At 58.5% G+C, this 18,504-nt stretch carries 17 protein-coding genes; 7 read left to right on the forward strand and 10 right to left on the reverse strand.

Features of this window, described 5'->3' with window-relative positions; genetic code table 11:
* The first annotated feature begins 53 nt into the window (after positions 1-53).
* Positions 54-1,010: a poly(R)-hydroxyalkanoic acid synthase subunit PhaE gene (locus JJQ76_RS04200; RefSeq protein ID WP_210395432.1), complete on the forward strand. Its 957-nt coding sequence runs from the start codon at positions 54-56 to the stop codon at positions 1,008-1,010.
* The gene (phaC, locus tag JJQ76_RS04205) at positions 1,007-2,065 is read left to right on the forward strand and encodes a class III poly(R)-hydroxyalkanoic acid synthase subunit PhaC (protein WP_210395433.1); all 1,059 of its coding nucleotides are present in this window, start codon (positions 1,007-1,009) and stop codon (positions 2,063-2,065) included. The genes JJQ76_RS04200 and phaC overlap by 4 nt, the downstream gene beginning before the upstream one ends.
* On the opposite strand, the gene phaR is transcribed toward phaC, so the two are convergent.
* The 4 genes from phaR to prmB all read right to left on the reverse strand — a co-directional run bounded on the left by phaR (position 2,062) and on the right by prmB (position 5,905).
* On the reverse strand, positions 2,062-2,541 hold the full coding sequence (gene phaR, locus JJQ76_RS04210) for a polyhydroxyalkanoate synthesis repressor PhaR (protein WP_210395434.1): 480 nt from the start codon (positions 2,539-2,541) through the stop codon (positions 2,062-2,064). The genes phaC and phaR overlap by 4 nt on opposite strands.
* Positions 2,542-2,714: 173 nt before the next feature.
* Positions 2,715-3,860 carry an MFS transporter gene (locus tag JJQ76_RS04215; protein WP_210395435.1) on the reverse strand — a complete coding sequence of 382 codons (1,146 nt, stop codon included), beginning with the start codon at positions 3,858-3,860 and terminating at the stop codon, positions 2,715-2,717.
* Between the two features lie 4 nt (positions 3,861-3,864).
* The gene (gene aroC / locus JJQ76_RS04220) at positions 3,865-4,959 is read right to left on the reverse strand and encodes a chorismate synthase (RefSeq protein WP_210395436.1); all 1,095 of its coding nucleotides are present in this window, start codon (positions 4,957-4,959) and stop codon (positions 3,865-3,867) included.
* 31 nt (positions 4,960-4,990) lie between these two features.
* Positions 4,991-5,905: a 50S ribosomal protein L3 N(5)-glutamine methyltransferase gene (gene prmB / locus JJQ76_RS04225; protein WP_210395437.1), complete on the reverse strand. Its 915-nt coding sequence runs from the start codon at positions 5,903-5,905 to the stop codon at positions 4,991-4,993.
* An 82-nt stretch (positions 5,906-5,987) separates the two neighbouring features.
* On the opposite strand from prmB, the gene JJQ76_RS04230 reads away from it, so the two are divergent.
* The gene (locus JJQ76_RS04230) at positions 5,988-6,542 is read left to right on the forward strand and encodes a Smr/MutS family protein (protein ID WP_210395438.1); all 555 of its coding nucleotides are present in this window, start codon (positions 5,988-5,990) and stop codon (positions 6,540-6,542) included.
* A 69-nt stretch (positions 6,543-6,611) separates the two neighbouring features.
* Entirely contained in the window at positions 6,612-7,151 is a 540-nt protein-coding gene (gene folE / locus JJQ76_RS04235) for a GTP cyclohydrolase I FolE (protein WP_210395439.1), read from the forward strand.
* Positions 7,152-7,203: 52 nt separating this feature from the next.
* Here folE and JJQ76_RS04240 read toward each other — a convergent pair whose 3' ends face one another.
* On the reverse strand, positions 7,204-7,866 hold the full coding sequence (locus JJQ76_RS04240; RefSeq protein WP_210395440.1) for a cupin domain-containing protein: 663 nt from the start codon (positions 7,864-7,866) through the stop codon (positions 7,204-7,206).
* A 592-nt stretch (positions 7,867-8,458) separates the two neighbouring features.
* Between JJQ76_RS04240 and JJQ76_RS04245 the strand changes: the two genes are divergently transcribed.
* On the forward strand, positions 8,459-10,804 hold the full coding sequence (locus JJQ76_RS04245) for a fatty acid cis/trans isomerase (RefSeq protein WP_210395441.1): 2,346 nt from the start codon (positions 8,459-8,461) through the stop codon (positions 10,802-10,804).
* Positions 10,801-11,865, forward strand: coding sequence for a hypothetical protein (locus tag JJQ76_RS04250; protein WP_210395442.1), 1,065 nt, complete (start codon positions 10,801-10,803; stop codon positions 11,863-11,865). The genes JJQ76_RS04245 and JJQ76_RS04250 overlap by 4 nt, the downstream gene beginning before the upstream one ends.
* On the opposite strand, the gene JJQ76_RS04255 is transcribed toward JJQ76_RS04250, so the two are convergent.
* Entirely contained in the window at positions 11,848-12,813 is a 966-nt protein-coding gene (locus JJQ76_RS04255) for a patatin-like phospholipase family protein (protein ID WP_210395443.1), read from the reverse strand. The genes JJQ76_RS04250 and JJQ76_RS04255 overlap by 18 nt on opposite strands.
* A complete protein-coding gene (locus JJQ76_RS04260) occupies positions 12,810-13,727 on the reverse strand; it encodes a DUF4892 domain-containing protein (protein WP_210395444.1) in 918 nt (305 codons plus the stop codon). The genes JJQ76_RS04255 and JJQ76_RS04260 overlap by 4 nt, the downstream gene beginning before the upstream one ends.
* A gap of 76 nt (positions 13,728-13,803) precedes the next feature.
* On the opposite strand from JJQ76_RS04260, the gene JJQ76_RS04265 reads away from it, so the two are divergent.
* Positions 13,804-15,606: a PglL family O-oligosaccharyltransferase gene (locus tag JJQ76_RS04265; RefSeq protein ID WP_210395445.1), complete on the forward strand. Its 1,803-nt coding sequence runs from the start codon at positions 13,804-13,806 to the stop codon at positions 15,604-15,606.
* Positions 15,607-15,608: 2 nt separating this feature from the next.
* Here the strand turns inward: JJQ76_RS04265 and JJQ76_RS04270 are convergent, their stop codons facing one another.
* From JJQ76_RS04270 to rhlB, 3 genes are read right to left on the reverse strand one after another with little or no spacing between them, the layout of a single operon-like run.
* Positions 15,609-16,067, reverse strand: a complete 459-nt coding sequence (locus JJQ76_RS04270; protein WP_210395446.1) for a SixA phosphatase family protein — start codon at positions 16,065-16,067, stop codon at positions 15,609-15,611.
* Positions 16,068-16,070: 3 nt separating this feature from the next.
* Positions 16,071-17,105 (reverse strand): NAD(P)H-dependent glycerol-3-phosphate dehydrogenase, encoded by a 1,035-nt coding sequence (locus JJQ76_RS04275; RefSeq protein WP_210395447.1) that lies wholly within the window; start codon positions 17,103-17,105, stop codon positions 16,071-16,073.
* Positions 17,106-17,112: 7 nt separating this feature from the next.
* The gene (gene rhlB / locus JJQ76_RS04280; protein WP_210395448.1) at positions 17,113-18,375 is read right to left on the reverse strand and encodes an ATP-dependent RNA helicase RhlB; all 1,263 of its coding nucleotides are present in this window, start codon (positions 18,373-18,375) and stop codon (positions 17,113-17,115) included.
* Positions 18,376-18,504 lie beyond the last annotated feature (129 nt).

Genomic DNA, 18,504 nt, shown 5'->3' on the forward strand with positions numbered 1-18,504 from the left:
GGTAACATGGTGACTGGTAGAATGCGCAATCCGCATCAGGACGGGTGAACCAAGTGGAATTCAACGAGCTACAGAACTGGCTGCACCGGCAGACCGAACTGTGGCAAAACTTTGCAACCGAACAGGGCCAGATCGACGCTAACAGCATCGACTGGACACCCCTGCAGGAGGCTTGCCGGCAGTTGGCGAGCCAGCAAGGCATTGGGCTGCAAAGTGAACTCGCTGAAGCCATGGCCGCCCAGCTGCAGGGCTTTTGCCGCTTCGGACTGCGTGTTTTGGCGCAGCTGCGCGATCCGCAACCACACGGCGGACTGGAAACACTGGTGTTCGATTTCAGCCAGCATCTGCAGCAGCAGGCGATCGGGGTGCTGCTGCGCCAGTGGAAACTGCCCGACAACATCGCCCGCCTGGCCGACTGTATACCGCCCCAACAGGACGCCCTGAACCCCTTCGCCTTTAGCAATCGGCTACTCGAGCAGCTCGCCCAACAGCTAAAAGAGCCGCGACTGCAAGCGATCGCCACCGAACTGGAGCACTTCAACCGGGCCTTGGCGCGCTACCAGAGCCAGCTACAACAGGTTCACGTCCAGGCCAGCAGCGCCCTGCTTCAACAACTTCAACAGCAGCCCGCTCCGGATAGTCTCAGCCAACTGCACGCCCAGTGGGTCGAGTGCTACGAGCAAGCCTACGGCACCATGCTGCAGCAACGCGATTATCAGCAGCTCTACGCCGAGCTCACCAACAGCAGCTTACGCCTCATCCAGTTGGGACGTAGTTACTGGCAGCATGAATACCGCCAACTCGGCCTGGTTCCGCAGCGGGATTACGACGACCTGCTGCGCAACCACCATAGTCTGCGCAAACAACTGCGGCGCTCCGAAGAGCAACAGCAGGCGATCAGCGAGCGTCTGGCGCAGCTTGAGCGACAAGTCAGCCAGCAACAAAACTCTGCTCAGCCGCTGCCGGCAACCAAACCACCGGTGGCCACGCTACGGAAACGCAAGGCATGAAGCAGCTGTTTCAGCCTGAAAAACTGATTACGGAAATGCTTAACCTTAGCCGCGAAGCGGTAGAGGGGATGCAGACATTAGGCAAGATGGACGGGGTCGAGGTTGACACCACGCCGTGGGAGTCGATCTATCAACAGGACAAACTCCGGTTACGTTATTACGCACCATCGCAGCCGCGCCTCAAAACCCCCTTGCTGATCGTCTACGCACTGGTCAATCGCCCCTACATCCTCGACCTGCAACCTGATCGAAGCCTGATCGCCGCGCTGCTCCAGCGCGGCATTCCGGTGTATCTGATCGACTGGGGATATCCTGATCATGCCGACCGTTTCATCGACCTGGACGACTACCTCAACGACTATCTGCACCAGTGCGTCCGTCAGGTGTGTCAGCACGCCGGCACACCACAAACCAATCTGCTCGGCGTTTGTCAGGGGGGCACTTTCAGCCTCTGCTACAGCGCCATACACCCGCAACAGATACGCAACCTGATCACGTTAGTCACCCCGGTCGATTTTCACACCGCCGACAACACCTTGTCGGGGCTGGCGCGAGACGTCGATGCCCAGTTGGCGCTGGACACCTACGGCAACTTCCCAGGATCGCTCATGACCCGGGCTTACAACTCGTTGATGCCGATGCGTTTGGGGCTGCACAAAGAGCTCAACCTGCCGCGGCAGCTGAACCAGCACCAGACCGCGGCCAACTACCTCCGCATGGAGCGCTGGATCAACGACTCTCCGGATCTGGCAGGCTCCGCATTCAAGGAGTTTTTGCAGCAGTTTTTCCAACAGAACAGACTGGTAACAGGAGGCTTAACGATTGGCAGCCATTCCGTCGACCTACAGCAGCAGCAGCAGCCATTGCTGAACCTGTTTGCTGCCGGCGATCATCTGGTGCCACCATCTGCTTCCCAAGCCTTGGCCAAACTGACCGGCTCGAAAGACTATACAGAGAAGGAGTACCCGGGCGGGCACATCGGCGTGTTCGTCGGCCGGCAAGCACAAAAAGTGCTGCCGGACGACATCAGTAACTGGCTCAAGCAGCGCGATTAGGAGTCGCTCTTATCCTTGCTGCTATTGCTGCCATCGTCTGACACCGGCTGCTCGTCACCCGGGGCAGAAAACATATTCCACATCGCCATGTTCTGGCCGGCGATTTTATTCATCATGTTGAGCGGATTGGCGGCGTCGATCATCGATTCCATCTGCTCGCGAATACGATCCTGCTGTGACAGGAACGCTCCGATGCTCTGCTCCAGATACTGCCGCATCATCCCCTGCATACTGTCGCCGTAGAAACGGATCAGCTGCTGCAACACCTGGTTGGTGAGCATACCTGCGCTTTCTCCCTCCTGCTCGCTGATAATCTGGAGCAGAATATTGCGCGTCAGGTCCTTGCCGGTTTTCGAGTCCTGCACCTCGAACTGAACGTTATCCAGCACCAACTGTTTAACGTCTTCCAACGTGATGTAACAGCTCTTGGACGTATCATAGAGCCGGCGATTGGTATATTTACGAAGTACACGCAAGGCTAAGCTATCCTCTTCCGCCAGAACGGGTTGCTCCGTTCCTGTTATTTTGATTTGCGCTGCAGTATAGGTGTTACTCCGCGGTTGCAGCAAACCCTGACCACCAGTGCAACATTACTCCCTTTGGTCATCTTAACTCAATTTGTGCACCAGCGAAGTGCTACACCTTGATCTCAGTCAACCCGAAGCATGCGCCAGGCCAGTATCGCTCCAGCAGCACTGACAATAGCGGCGGCCATAAACACCTGTGGCCCGCCCATCATGCTCCAGGCAACGCCACTGAGATAGGCCCCCAACGCACCACCCAAGCCAAATCCGACACTGCTGTAGAGCGCCTGCCCCTGCCCCTGAGAGGCGGAAGGAAAGTATTGATGCACAAAAGCGATACTGGCCGCGTGCAGACAACCAAAGGTAACCGCATGCAACAACTGCGCGCCCACGACCACCACCGCCAGATCCGGCCATTGACTGATCAGCAGCCATCGCAAGGCGCAGATCCACAACCCGCCGATAAAAATCCGCCGCAGCCCCCAGCCCTGCAACAGGCGATGCATCACCAGAAATACCGCCACCTCGGCAATAACACCCAGCGCCCACAATGAACCGATGGCAGTTTTACCGTAGCCGTGCTCCTGCATGAAGACCGAATAAAACGTGTAATAGGGGCCATGGCCCAGCTGCACCAGCATACAGATCAGTAGAAAGACCTGGATCTCCCGACGCTTCAGCACCGCCCAAAGCGCCGGTGAGTTGCTCGACTCAACGGCACGGTCGACATTCACCTTCACCCATAGCGACGCCAACCAGATACTCGCCAGCAACAGCCATAACGTCGGCACCAGCGCCGCCATGCCCACCCGATCGAGCAGCGCGCCAATACCAACGACCGCAAGAATAAAGCCGATCGAGCCCCACAACCGGACGTGACTGTAGCGATTGCGGGCCGTCCCCATGGCACGCAAAGTCACCACCTCGAACTGAGGCAAAACCGCGTTCCAGAAAAAGGTGAAGCCAAACATCAGCAGCGCCATGGAGGCAAAGCCATCAACCCAGAAAGCGGCGGAGAAAACCAGTAACGCCACTAGGCTGCCACCACGGATGATCGCCAGACGCTGACCGCTGTGGTCAGCCAGCCAACCCCAGAGATTAGGGGCAATGATGCGGGTCCCCATCAGAATGGCCATCAACAGGCCGATCTGCTCAGGGTTAAAATTTAACGACTCAAGATAGAGCGCCCAGTAAGGGACCAGCCCGCCCAGCAGGGCGAAGTAGAAAAGATAGAACAGCGACAGCCGCCAGTAGGGATAACTGCCGCTCATGGGATCAGGCTTGTGCAGGCAGCACCGGTACGCTGGAAACCACATCGCCGCACTGGGCACGATGGCGTAGCAGGTGATCCAGCAGAGTAATCGCCATCATCGCCTCGGCAATCGGCGTAGCACGAATGCCGACACAAGGATCATGACGCCCTTTGGTCACCACCTCGATCGGCTCGCCAGCCAGATTGACGCTGCGGCCGGGAATGCGAAGACTGGAGGTCGGCTTCAAGGCGATATGAGCGACGATCTCCTGACCGGTAGAGATACCACCGAGAATGCCGCCGGCATGATTGGACAAAAAGCCCTCCGGCGTCATCTCGTCACGGTGCTCGGTGCCGAGTTGCTCCGCCACGGCAAAGCCGTCACCGATCTCCACACCCTTGACCGCGTTGATGCTCATCAGGCCGTGGGCCAGTTCGGCATCCAAGCGATCGAATATAGGCTCACCCAGCCCCACGGGGACGCCGCTAGCCACTACGGTGAGGCGCGCACCCACGGAATCACCGGATTTTCGCAGCGCATCCATGTAGTTTTCCATCTCCGCCACTTTGTCCGCGTCGGGGCAGAAAAAGGGATTGTCGTTGACGATACTCCAGTCAACTTTTTCAACTTTGACCGGCCCCAGCTGGGACAGATAGCCACGCACCTCAACCCCCTGAGCGGCTAACAGCTTCTTGGCGATAGCGCCCGCTGCAACGCGCATCGCGGTCTCCCGTGCTGACGAACGACCGCCACCACGGTAATCTCGCAAACCATATTTCTGCTGGTAGCTGTAATCGGCGTGCCCCGGACGGAAGCTGCTGGCGATGTCGCCATAGTCCTTGGAGCGCTGATCGGTGTTCTCAATCAATAGCCCAATCGGGGTACCAGTGGTTTTGCCTTCAAACACCCCCGAAAGAATCCGCACCTGATCCGGCTCGCGGCGCTGGGTGGTATGACGAGAGGTCCCCGGCTTGCGACGGTCAAGGTCACGCTGCAGATCCGCTTCACACAGGTCTAGCCCAGGAGGGCAGCCATCAACGATGCAGCCGAGGGCCGGGCCGTGACTCTCACCGAAAGAGGTAACGGTGAACAACTTACCAATGGTATTTCCTGACATAACGCTCTCCGGCCGCAGCCGCTCTCAGGGATCAGAACCGATCCCGATATTCATTCAATTCCTGCGCGCTCAACACAAACACACCGTTGCCGCCGCTCGGCAACTCTACCCAGATGAAGGGCACATCGGGATAAGCTGCCTGCAATGCCACTTCAGAATTACCCACTTCCACCACCAGCAACCCGTCCGCTGTCAGATAGTCGGACGCCTCGCGAAGAATCCGCCGGGTAATATCTAATCCGTCTTCGCCTGAGGTCAATCCCAGCACCGGCTCATGATGATATTCCGGCGGCATACTATTGTAATCGTTGGCATCGACGTAAGGCGGGTTACTGACTATCAGCTGGTAACGCCGCCCGTCAGCACCGGCAAACAGGTCCGACTCGATCGCCTGAACCCGATCATCCAACCGATGACGGGTAATATTGCGCCGGCACACCTCCAGCGCGCCCGCGGAAAGATCCACCAGATCCACCTCGGCGTCGTCAAACAGCAGCGCGCAGGCGATACCGATGCAGCCGCTGCCGGTGCAGAGATCCAGCACCCGCGCCACCGGCGTCTCGTTGAGCCAGGGCTCGAATCCCTCACGAATCAGATCAGCGATGGGAGACCGCGGCACCAAGGTGCGCTCATCGACGTAGAACGGCAGTTCGCAGAACCAAGCCTCGCCGATCAGGTAAGGAGCGGGTATACGCTCCTCGATGCGGCGGCGGAACAGTTCCAGCACCTGCGCTTTCTCGCTCTCCAGCAGGCGCGCATCCTGAATGGCGGGATCCACGTTCCAGGGCAGTCCGGCTACATGCAACACCAGTTGCACCGCTTCGTCCCAGGCGTTATCGGTGCCGTGGCCATAGTAAAGATCAGCGGCACGCAAACGGCTCACCCCCAGGCGGATGAAATCTTTTATACTGTGAAGCTGGTCCAAGGCGGGATCCCGCTGACTCATACGGCCATCTGCTCCGATTAGTCTCTATCGACGCCCGAGGGCGAAAGGGGCCTTATAGTAAAGAATTATGGTTAGGTACGCCATGGCGCCCAAACAACAAAACACAACGGATGACGCGGATTTCGCCAGCCTGGTTGGCGAAGTCAAACGGCACCATCATGACCGTGCGGATCTGCGCACTGAGCCAAAAGCGGTCGGTGACAGTATCGATTACCGCCGCGAAGCGGCAACCCGCGAGCAGGAAGGCTTCAGTGACGGACTGAGCGACCGTTTAAGCACCCTGGTGGACTCGGAAGAGGAACTGATCTTCGCCGTCCCCGGTGTCCAGCAACGCTTGCTACAGCGGATGAAACAGGGTCACCTGCCTTGGGAGGCAGGATTGGACCTGCACGGCTACAGCGTGGACGAAGCGCGCGACCAGCTCAGCAGCTTTATTCGCGATGCCCTGCGACAGGGGCTCCGCTGTGTCATTGTCGTGCACGGTAAGGCCGCCAATACCGAAGGGCGTCAACCCCTGCTAAAATCCTACGTTAACGACTGGCTCAGGCAGATCCCCCAAGTGTTGGCGTTTGTCTCGTCACAACCTCAGGATGGCGGCACCGGCGCCCTCTATGTATTGCTGAAGCGACATCGATAGCACCAGCGCTTTACCCCTGCGGCGGATTCGCGTACCGTAGCCGCTTTTTTTCTACCATCGAGCGATAGCATGAAAGACGCATTCACCACCATCATTCGAGCCGTTGGCGAAGATCCCGATCGCGAAGGGCTGGTTGATACGCCCAAGCGTGCGGCCAAAGCGTTCGAATACCTGACCTGTGGTTATCGCCAGACGCTTGATGAAGTAGTCAATGGTGCCCTGTTCGACTCCGACAACAGCGAAATGGTGCTGGTCAAGGATATCGAGCTGTACTCCATGTGCGAACACCACCTGCTGCCCTTTATCGGCAAGTGCCACGTGGCGTACATCCCTTCCGGCAAGGTAATCGGCCTGTCCAAGATCGCCCGCATCGTCGACATGTATGCCCGCCGCCTGCAGATTCAGGAAAACCTGACCAAGCAGATCGCTGACAGCATCATGGAGATCACCGGCGCGGCCGGCGTCGGCGTTGTTGTTGAAGCCAAGCATATGTGCATGATGATGCGCGGCGTTGAGAAACAGAACGGGGTGATGAAAACCTCGATGATGCTGGGCCAGTTCCGCAGCAATCTGGCTACCCGCTCCGAATTCCTGTCGCTGATCAATTAACACCCACCGGATAACGAGAAAGGCCCGCGTTGCGGGCCTTTCTCGTTATCGTTTACTCAGACAGATGGCCAACCTTCACGTAGATCAGCGCCCCCTCCGCACGGGTAAAAGGGGTATGCCGGCTCATATGCGGATTACGAATCCAACTGCCGGCCGGATACTCCCCGTGCTCGTCACAGAACCGCCCCTCCAGCACCAGAATCTCCTCGCCACCATAGTGAGCATGGGGCTGAAAGCGGGTAAAGGGCGCCCAGCGAACCAACGCTACCTGCTCGGCCTGATATTGATGCAGCGGTAGCACCGACAGCCCCTCAACCAGCCCCGCCGACCAACCGGCACTTGCCGTATCCAGCACCACTTGGCGCTCGTCCGCCGGATCAAACTGATGCAGCTTGACGAAGATAGTGGCACCTTCCGCCCCCACTACGGGGGAGTGCTCGCTGCCGACAGGATTACGCAGGTAGGTGCCCGCCGGGTAACGCCCTTGTTCATCTCCGAATACCCCCTCCAGCACCAGGATCTCCTCACCACCTCCGTGCCGGTGCGAGGGAAACTCGCTATTGGGTGCGTAGCGGACCAGTGAAGAGGCCCGCCCCACCTCGTCACCGATGCGGTCCAGCATCATCCTCTCGACACCCGCGACCGGTGAATCTACCCAGCAGTAATCCGCCGGAGTAACCACCACCCGCCGGGACAGATCAGCATGGAGCATCATGGTTAATCCTCACGCCTGTAGATTGTTGTTGAACGCATACTCTGCGCTTCCTGCCCGGATAGTATGTGTCACCACTGCCTACCACCCCGGCCACAGACGTGCAGCGACCAAGAACCGATGAGCACAAAAACCGGATCGAGCAACGCCAAACGATCCCAGCCCCTCCATCTGCCAGCTCTAATGGTGATGCCGGCAGTGCTGCAGGGATCACAACCCCGGCTTACCGGCACTTCCGCCGCCAGCCCCCGCCAAGTTTTAATAATAGTCACCCCACCCATAAAGGGTTACGGCGCACTCAAACCAGCGGCCGAGGGACGCCGGCGAACGGCAATCCGTGATCCATAATGCCCCCTTACTTACATCGCTGAACGACGTAAGACGCAGTTGCCAAACCCCAAACAGCCTCGCGTTACGCTGGCGAACCACCGGACAGCAAAACTACAGTTAAAGACTGCGGGCCAGCCAGTCCCCACTGAGCGGGGCCCTGATGTTAAGATGCCCTCTGAGCTCACAGCAATGCCAGACCCAACTCCCGCACGCCGCAAGCTGCGGCCATACACTACGGATACCACGGACTAGACGGACCTACATCATGCTGCGCCACGCCCTCAACGCTTTTATCTGCACCGGAATGTTATTAGCGGCAAACGCCAACGCTGGCGAAAATGATGAGATCGCCCCCCAGAGTGAGCCTACTCGTTACGTGACGCCCGAGAGTCAGGAAGGGTCTTTTTACCAGCAGCAGGTCAAACCGATTATGGAACGGCGCTGCGTGGTATGCCACGCCTGCTACGATGCCCCCTGTCAGCTGAAACTGGGCTCTCCCGATGGTATTGACCGTGGGCTTCATCCCAGCAAGGTGTACAACGGGACCCGTATACTGGCCGCCGAGCCCACCCGCCTGTTTGAGGATGCACAAACCGCGCGCGAATGGCGGAGCAAAGGCTTTCACCCGATCCTGCCGCCAGCTGACGCCGGTCAAGACGAGATCGAACAGAGTCTGCTTTTTCGTGTGCTGGCATTAAAACAGCGCCACCCCAATCCGGATAGCCCGATTCTGCCCGCAAGTTTTGACTTCAAGCTCGATCGTAACCAACAATGCGTCAGCGCCGACAACTACCACCGCGTCGAACAAAAACGCCCCCTTTGGGGGATGCCCTATGGCCTGCCGGGCCTAACCGCACGCGAGTTCGACACTCTCGGTCGCTGGCTGAACCAGGGCGCGCCGCTGCCAGACGTCCCTCTGCTCTCGGCCAATACCCGGGCACTACGCCATCACTGGGAGCGTTTTCTGAATCAGGACAGCTTCCGCCACCGCCTGGTCAGCCGCTATATTTATGAACACCTATACCTGTTCAATCTGTACTTTGAGCAACAGCCGCAAGCCGGCTATTTCAAACTGGTGCGTTCAAGCACGCCTCCCGGTGAGCCGGTAAAGCGCATTGCGACCCGTCGTCCTTTCGATGACCCCGGGGTAGAACGCGTCTTCTACCGGCTGGTCGCAGAACGCTCGGCAGTAGTCGCCAAGAACCACATCCCCTACCCGCTGGGACCCGCACGCCAGCGCCGCTGGCAGGAGTTGTTTTTCAGCAGCGACTACAGGGTTGAACAATTGCCTGGCTATGAACCGGAGCTGGCCGCGAACCCTTTTCTCACCTTCCGCGCTCTGCCTCCCCGCGCTCGCTACCGCTTTATGCTCGACGACGCGCAGGACACAATTATGGCGTTCATTAAAGGGCCGGTATGCCGCGGCCAAATGGCCGTTAACGTGATCAACGAACACTTTTGGGTCTACTTCTTTGACCCCGAGTTCCGCATCTCTGACGACACCCGAGAACTAGTACAAAAATCGCTGCACCAGCTTACCCTGCCAGCCGCGGCAAGCAGCAATGCACTGCCCATATCGACCTGGCTGAAATACGCATCGTTGCAAGATGAATACCTGCAGACCAAGGCCACAATACTCAATCGTGAACTGGGCAAAAAGACGCCCATCGACGAAAACCTGATCTGGGATGGGGACGGTCACAACAGCAACGCGGCACTGACCATCTTCCGCCATTTCGACAACGCAGCGGTGGTCAAGGGGCTGGTGGGAGCCCCTCCCAAAACCGCCTGGGTGATCGACTACCCGTTGCTGGAACGGATTCACTATCTGCTGGTGGCAGGCTTCGATGTCTACGGCAATTTAGGTCATCAACTGGTTACCCGCCTGTACATGGACTTTCTGCGCATGGAAGGCGAGCTGAACTTTCTGATGCTTCTCCCCAAAGACGCACGCAACCGGGAGCGGGATTACTGGTATCGCGATAGCGGCGCCGGAATCCAGAGCTATATCTTTGGACGCCACAGTAACATCCACCCGCAGCCGGCCATCAACTATCAGACGGCAGAGCCAAAGCAGGAGTTGTATCAGCGTCTTAGGCGGCGCTTACAACCGATACTTGAAACTCGCTACGAGCTCTCCAGCAGCACGCTCAGCGCAGAGAGCCAACAGCTGCTGCAGCGGGTTGAACAACTGCAGGGCAACGGTTTGAGATTCTTGCCGGAGTACAGCCTGATACTGGTGCGCACCCATAGCGGCGATGAGCAGCTGGTCAGCATGGTGCATCACCGCGCGCACGCCAACATCTCCAGCTTGTTCGATGAAGCCAACGCCCTGCGCCCGGATGAGGACAGCCTCACCTTCACTACCGGAGTGGTTGGCGACCATCCCAACCTGCTGCTATGGATCGCTGAAGGGCAACTGCCGCAGATGGTGAACCGGATGACCGGATTGCAAACTGAAGAAGACTACGCCAAATTCGTCGGCCGTTACGGCATCCGGCGCTCGGACGTGCGCTTCTGGCAGGTAAGCGACCGCATTATCGATCGTTACCAGGCCAACAGTCCGATCGAGGCTGGCCTGCTTGATTACAACCGCTTGGAAAACCGATGACTCACGCACTCATCATTTCAGCCGCAAAAACCATTGACCAACAAGGATCAATGAGCCACTGCCTGGAACTCGAACATGAACTGAGGCGGCTCCATATCCCGCTACACCATCTCACCATTGAGCCCCTGCGCGCCGATTGGAATGCTCCCGAATCGGTCGATCACTTTCGCAGTGGTTGTGCGCCCATCGAAGCGCTAGAACGTGCCCACCAGTTGATCGCATCAGGCACTCCGGCCGTTCTGATCAGCGGCGATGACGATATCCGCAGCGGTTACGAGCGAGGCGAGCGCCTGCAGCGAATGGCTGTATACGGCCCCCATTATCCTCTCACCCAAGCCTACACCGATCTGGCTCAACGGTTTGTCGAGTTGCAGCAGGGGAACCAGACGCTATTCAAGCAGGTAGCCGCCGCACTGTTCGACAACCACCAGCTCAGCTTTCGCAACGCTCTGGCAGACCGGTTCGAATCGGAGCTGATGCCGGGTGAGCGCTGGTTCCGCCCGATAACCAGCCTGTTTCGTGGTGTCGATTGCGCCAACCCGCTGGTCGACTTTAGCGGACGCCTGCTACTGGCCAACCGCGCAACCGCCGACCGTTTGCAGATCCCCCTTTCTGAGCGTATCGAGTTGCGCGCCGTTGCCACTCGCAGGCTGCCGGGTGACGGTCCGGAGTACCTGCAACAGATTGCCGAGTACGAGCACCTGCGCGAAGCCTACAATAGCTGCTGCGATCAGGGCGGCGTAGCTTTCGCCGAGGAGTTCAGGCGAGGCAACGCCCTGCTGGAGGTATACACCTGCTATCCGGTGGTACCGATGGCCTTCCTGTTAGCCAGCGGCCTGGTAGACCTGCTCGAACAGATTCCGGCATTTCTTGAACAACACTCCATTACCGTCACCGGCGGCATGAATCTCGCCCGGGCGCCCTGGAACAACCCCGCCCTCAACGCGCTCATCACCATGCACCATCGCCTGCTGGAAGGTAGTGAGCAGTACGGCATGGTCCAGGGAAACGGCGGGTTGGGCTATCGTCAGGGTGTGGCGCTGCTAGCCCGCCCGGACTGAGTGTTTCAGGTAATCATCGAGCGCCCGGCACGCGGCCTCACGACCAATTTCGATTAACTCTTCAGCACGGTAGAACTCGTAAAAACGGCAGCTGTCTTTGGGGATTCGAACCAACACATCGGGTGGATAACCGGCAATCTTGTACTGGGTCAGGGTGGCCTGCATCGCCTCCACCGACTGATAGATCACCTCAAGCCGCCCCAGTCGACTCTGGCGACGGCGCCGGGGCTGCGGCTCGGTGGCCGAACGTTCCATCTTGCGTTTGATATTGGCGCCGAGCGAGCTCAGGCTCCAGCTCTCCAGCAGCCCTGCGTCCTCATGGCTGCCCTCAGAGCTGTCGTCATGCCCACTGCTGGTTGCCAGTTCCTGCTGGGGCATCTCCACCGTCGCAAACTCAGTCTGTGCGGCGGCATTAAGATTGACCGCAACAATCAGGTCTGCATGGGCCGACACCGTCGGCGCGATAGGTATGGGATTGAGCAAACCACCGTCAACCAGCACCCGCCCGTTACGCACCACCGGCGTAAACAGACTGGGGATCGATATGGACGCCCGGATCGCTTCCAGAAGATCACCCTCCTGAAACCAGATCTCCTTCAGTCGCGTCAGGTCAGTGGCTACTGCGGTAAAGGGTAGCTCCAGCGACTCGATCGTCCGTCGCCCGACCATCTCATTGAGCATCGCAAAAACCTTGTCGCCCCGTATGAGCCCCACCGAATCAAAGGACAGGTCCAGCATCCTCAGCACATCTACCGAACGCTGGTCGATAGCCCAGTGGCGAAACTCGTCCAGACGACCGGCAGCGTAAAGGCCGCCGACCAAGGCCCCCATAGAACTGCCGGCCACGCTGACAACGCGCAACCCACGGCGCTCCAATTCATCGATCACGCCGATGTGGGCATAGCCGCGTGCACCACCACTGCCGAGGACCAACGATACGGTGGTCACAGCCCCCCCTTGAGGAGCTCTACCCGCACCGCGGGAATCGAGGGATCATAGGCCGGTACCAGATCGCCAACGCCATGGGCTTCCAGCGCCACCGCCGGAACCCCGAGCACAATCAGGCGGTCACGTACGCGCTCTGCATCGACGCGTGACGACGCGATCCGCGCGGCCAGATCCCCGCCACGGTTGGAGTGACCGACCAGCCGAAGCACGGCTCCCGGCTGCTGATTCAGCAACTGGTTGATACTTGCCGCCAAACTATCCAGCGGGTCGCCCAATTCAACATAGAGGCGCTCGCCGCGATTAAGCTGACTGGTAACAACACTCGAAGACGCCGCGTTACTACCCTGTTTCACCAGATCCAGATGCAGATAGACCCGCTTATTGCCGCGCTGAACCGCATACAGGGCGATCACCCGTTGACTGGCAACATCTTCAAACGCACCGTACCACTGCTGCCGATCCAGACCGTAGAGCTGGGCGATACCAAACTGGGTATTGGCCCACTGGTTACTGCTACCGCAGCGCCGGCCCTCACACAGGTACAGAGAGCGGTAGCCGGCGTTATCCAGCTGTTGACGCATGAAGCCAAAAGCTTCTTCACTGCCGTGACCGTCGGGAATGCGGTAGGTCACCCGCACCAAAGCCCCGGCCAGGGCGCGCGAGCGCTCCGCACTGATCACGCCGTTAACTTTCTTCATCGGCCCCAGGGCCAAACGGTACTCCGGAGAAACTTGTTGTTGATATTCAACAATATAGGATAGAGGGTAACGCTCCAGCCCTTCCGGGTCTGCGCTCCCCGGAATATCGCCGCGCGCCGTAGCCGCCATCGACACCAACAGCGCGGCAACGATGCTAAAAACCACAGACCGGTGGCGAAACGGCAGGTGTGGGATCAAAAAACCACTAAACAACATCGCTGGGGGGCGCTCCTCGCTATACGTCATACCCTAGGTTCGCTATCATCGGGCGCTCACCGATAGCGAGCGCAGGATGATGTTCAGATTAGCAGATCCCATTACGGACAAACGGTTCAATCGAGTTTTCCTTTTTCTTTTCATCTGCTTGTTCCTTGTCGCACCGACCTACTACCAGGACAACCCCGGTGGAGAAGGGTTGTTCCTGCCGTTCAATAGCACGGTCTGGATCGCCGCCAGCTTTCTGATCGGGCTGGGGCTATTACGGGTCGTGCATACCGGCAAGCTGGTTATTCCATCGCTGGCGCTACCCATGCTCACCTTCCCCGTCATCATCACTCTGATGGGAGCACTGATGTCGGTGGCTCTACCGGTAAGCTGGATGTTCCGTTTGCTGGCGATCTGGGGCGGCTTTCTGGTTTATTTCTCCATCAATCAGTTCCGCCTGGAGCGCCGCTGGCAGGATAACCTGATGCTGGTACTGGTCGCCTCATCAATGGTCCAGTCGCTGATCAGCCTCGCCCACCTGTATCTCGACCATAACCTCTGGGGCTTCATACCTCACTCCCCCGGTATCCCTCGGGGAATCTTCCAGCAGGTCAATCTCAACGCTTCCTACGTTGCGACCGGTCTGCTGGCGGCAATTTACTGCCTGAGCCTTCCCTCCTTCCGACAGCGGCACCGGGCCCTTCGACTAATGATCATCGCCGCGGTGGGACTGAATACCCTGGTGGTTGCCACCACCGGCTCGCGCCTCGGCATGATCGCGGCAATAGCGGGGGTACTCCTGATGCTGGCGGCCCGCTACCGCCAGCTGTGGGCGGGGCGCAAAGCACTGTTTGCCGCCTTGGGGGTGGTAGCGTTAGCTGCAATCGCCAGTCTGCAGATCGAAACCAAGACCGGGGGACTTCTGGGCGGTGTAGAGAAGTTCGAGAAAATGACCCAATCCTCCAGCGACCCCACACGCAACGACGTTCGCTGGATGATGTACGATTCCAGCCTGGAGCTGATGCTGGAACGCCCAATCACTGGCCACGGCATCGGTCGCTTCCAACCGGCCTGGCACGATAAAAAGGCGGAGTACCACCAGCAGCATCCCGAAGCCGCCATTCTGGAGCCACGCCTCAGCCACCCGCACAACGAACTACTCTACTGGGGGATTGAAGGTGGTCTGCTGGCACTGGCAGCCATATTCTTTGTCGCCGGGGCAGTACTATGGCGCCTGTGGCAGCTGGGCTGGCAGCGCGGCGGGGCCTACTTGGCGTTACTGCTGCCGATAACCCTGCATACCCAGGTGGAGCTGCCATTTTACATCTCGCAGCTCCATTGGCTGCTGTTTATCTGCCTGATCGCCTTGATTGCCAGCCATCGTCGTCGGGTCGCCAGCTTTGGCCTCAGCAGCTTCGGTCGTGCTACCGGACTCGCCATCGCGCTGGTATTTCCGGTTCTGGCGACGGTTTTTTTCACCCACTCTTTGCTGGCAAACAAAGCCAACATGGATTTTCAACTGGCGAAGGTGAAGGACGTCAGCAAGCTGGAGTTTCCGTCAACCAACATCTACTTTGCCGAAAACACCGCCTTTCTGCACATGCAGACCTTACTGCGCTATGGCTTGCAGACCGGCAACACCAACGCTCTCAATGCTTATATCCCCTGGGCACAGGAGCACCTGCAGTATATTCCCGACGCAGCAGTGTATATTGGGCTGCCACTGGCGCTGCACAAACTGGGGCGCTTCGAGGAAGCCTATCGGGTAATGGACCGTGCCATTGCCGTTTACCCCAAAGGGCGGCTGACAGAAACCGGCAAGAATGCCTTAAACGACATGGATGCGCGGCGGGGGCGCCCGCCACGTTATCAATTGGATAACAGCCATTAAGCCTAAAAGCCGGGGTCAAACCACAGCAGCTCGCCACAGCCGGCGGCTACCAACGGCAGCTCTACGGCTGCCATCGCGCTGGTTCCTAGGTGGTAGCGACCGGGCTCCGCACCCAGCAGCCGGTTCAGTAACCGGGTTAGCAGCGGATTGTGCGCCACCAGCATCGCGGTATCGGCTGACAGGCTTGCGGCAAGCTCGGCAATTACCCGTTCAGGATCGCTGTCGGGCGTGAGCCAATTTGCCCTGCTGTGCTCAACACTGGTGTTTAATGGCAGCATTTCTGCCGTCTGCCGGGCGCGCAGGTAAGGGCTGACCCATAGTCTACCCACTCCCTCAAGCTGCTGGCTTCGCGCAGAGATCTGTCGCTGGCACTGCTGAATGCCCGTTGCACTGAGAGGCCGCTCTTCATCGGGGGTCACCCAGTCAGCCGCACCGTGGCGCATCAGAATCAGCGTGGTCATAGGTTATCGCCGCGGCGGCAGCTGGAACGCAACATCTTCGCTATGCGCCGCCATCATCAGCTCACCAATCACCTTCCTTACCGGCTCATGCCCGTACACAACCCGATACAGCCCCTGAACCAGAGGCATATAGACGTTCAGTTCATCAGCACGCGCCTTGACGTACTTGAGCGTGTTTACCCCTTCGGCGACTTCGCCCAGGTCAGTAACAATAGTCTCGAGATCCTTGCCCTCGCCGAGCGCAAAGCCAACCCGGTAGTTGCGACTGAGCGGCGACATGCAGGTCACAATCAGGTCACCAACACCCGCCAGCCCCAGAAACGTGAGAGGATCTGCACCCAACTCAACTGCGAAGCGACTCATCTCGGCCAGACTGCGCGTCATCAGCATGCTGCGCGTATTTTCGCCCATGCCCATGGCGGCACTCAGCCCGGCTGCGATGGCATAGATATTTTTCAACGCCCCACCCAGCTCCACACCGTAGGTATCGGTGCCGGCATACACCCTGAAATAATCACCATGCAACGCCCTTTGCACCTGCTCGCACAGTTTCGGATCATCGCTGGCGATAACCGTCGCGGCCAACTGCCTGGTGCCGATCTCTTTGGCCAGATTAGGACCACTGAGCACCCCCACGCTAGCGTCAGGCACTTCGTCACGAAGAATATCGCTCATCAACTTGAACGAGGCGCCTTCGATCCCCTTGGTGGTACTGATCAGCATCTGCCCCGGCTGGAGATGGGTACGCACCGAGTGAACCACTTTGCGAAAGTTCTTGCTGGGAATCGCCACAAACACCAGATCACTGCATCCCAGGTGCGAAAAATCCACCACCGGGTGCAACCCTGGATGCAGTTGGCAACCGGGCAGGTAGCGACTGTTTTCGCGCGTTCTGCGCATCGATTCAGCCTGCTCCGCTGAGCGCATCCACTGATACACCTGATGGCCGTTCTCGGCCGCGATGTTCGCCAACGCGGTGCCGAAGCTACCACCTCCCAGCACCGAAATAGTCAGGGCTTGTGTCTCTGTTTTACTCATTGCGGTATCACGCGGGCCGTTTTAGCAGCTCTTCATCCGGATGCAGACACTGCAGCCGGTTGCCGATCAGAGCCTCGATATCAGGCAACATGAACGCATCTGTTTCGCAGGCGAAACTGAACGAGATCCCCTCCGCACCGGCACGGCCTGTGCGACCAATGCGATGAACATAATCTTCTGGATCCTCGGGCAGATTGTAGTTGATCACATGACTGACACCTTCGACGTGGATACCACGGCCAGCTACATCGGTAGCGACCAACACTTTGATTGCGCCGCTGCGAAAAGCCTCCAGCGTCTTGATGCGCTGCTTTTGCCCCACTTCTCCTGACAACAGGGCGGCGGAAATCCCACTCTTGGTCAGGCGTTCGGTGAGACGACGCGTCTGGTCACGTCGATTGGCGAACACCATTACTCGCTCCAGCTCCTGTTGGCGGACCACGTTATAGAGCAGGTTAAACTTATCCTTCTCGCTCACCATGTAGACGATCTGTTCCACCGTGTCAGCGGTCAAGCGCTCCGGCTCAATCTCCACCTGGATAGCATCTAGAGTCCACATATTGGCAAGATGCAAAATCTCGTCCGAGAAGGTGGCGCTGAACAGCAGCGTCTGCCGATCACGTTTGTGCGGGGTGCTGCGAATAATCGCCCGCACGTCGGGAATGAACCCCATGCTGAGCATTCGGTCAGCTTCGTCAAGCACCAGAATCTCAACCTCGCTGAGATCGACATCGTTCTTGCGATTAAAATCGAGCAACCGCCCTGGGGTCGCCACCAGAATATCGACCACCTGTTCGCGCAGCTGACGCTGCTGCTTGTCGTAGTCGATCCCACCCACCACGGTTTGCACCTTAAGTCCGCTGTGCTTTACCAGTTCCGCGGCATCGTTAGCAATCTGCATAACCAGTTCGCGGGTGGGAGCCACCACCAGCGCCCGCGGCTTACCGGGACGGCGCCGGCCAAGATACGGGTAATCGATAAGATCCGTAATGATACTGATGAGAAACGCCGCCGTTTTACCGGTACCGGTCTGCGCCTTGCCGACCAGATCGCGCCCGTCCAGGGTATGCACCAACGACTTGGCCTGAATCGGTGAGCAATATTCGAACCCCAGATCCGCAACAGCGCGCATGACGACGTCAGGCAGATCGAGGTCGTGGAAACGGACTTTGCCCTCGCAGGGCTCGACTTTAAACTGGTCTGGGGACCACTCAGAAGCAGAAGGTGTTGATGCGGTGGAATCAGCAGCAGAAGACGGTGCGTTACTCACGAAGTCGTTATCCTTTTCTGGTCGTTGGCTGAGCGAAGTGGCTGCCAACCCTACATACTAGACATCGGCGCATCAGCATAGACGGTGCCGGTATCGGGCCTGAATTCTAACGGAAAACGCCGCTATCTC

Source organism: Motiliproteus sediminis, assembly GCF_017912535.1.
GTDB lineage: Bacteria > Pseudomonadota > Gammaproteobacteria > Pseudomonadales > Balneatricaceae > Motiliproteus > Motiliproteus sediminis.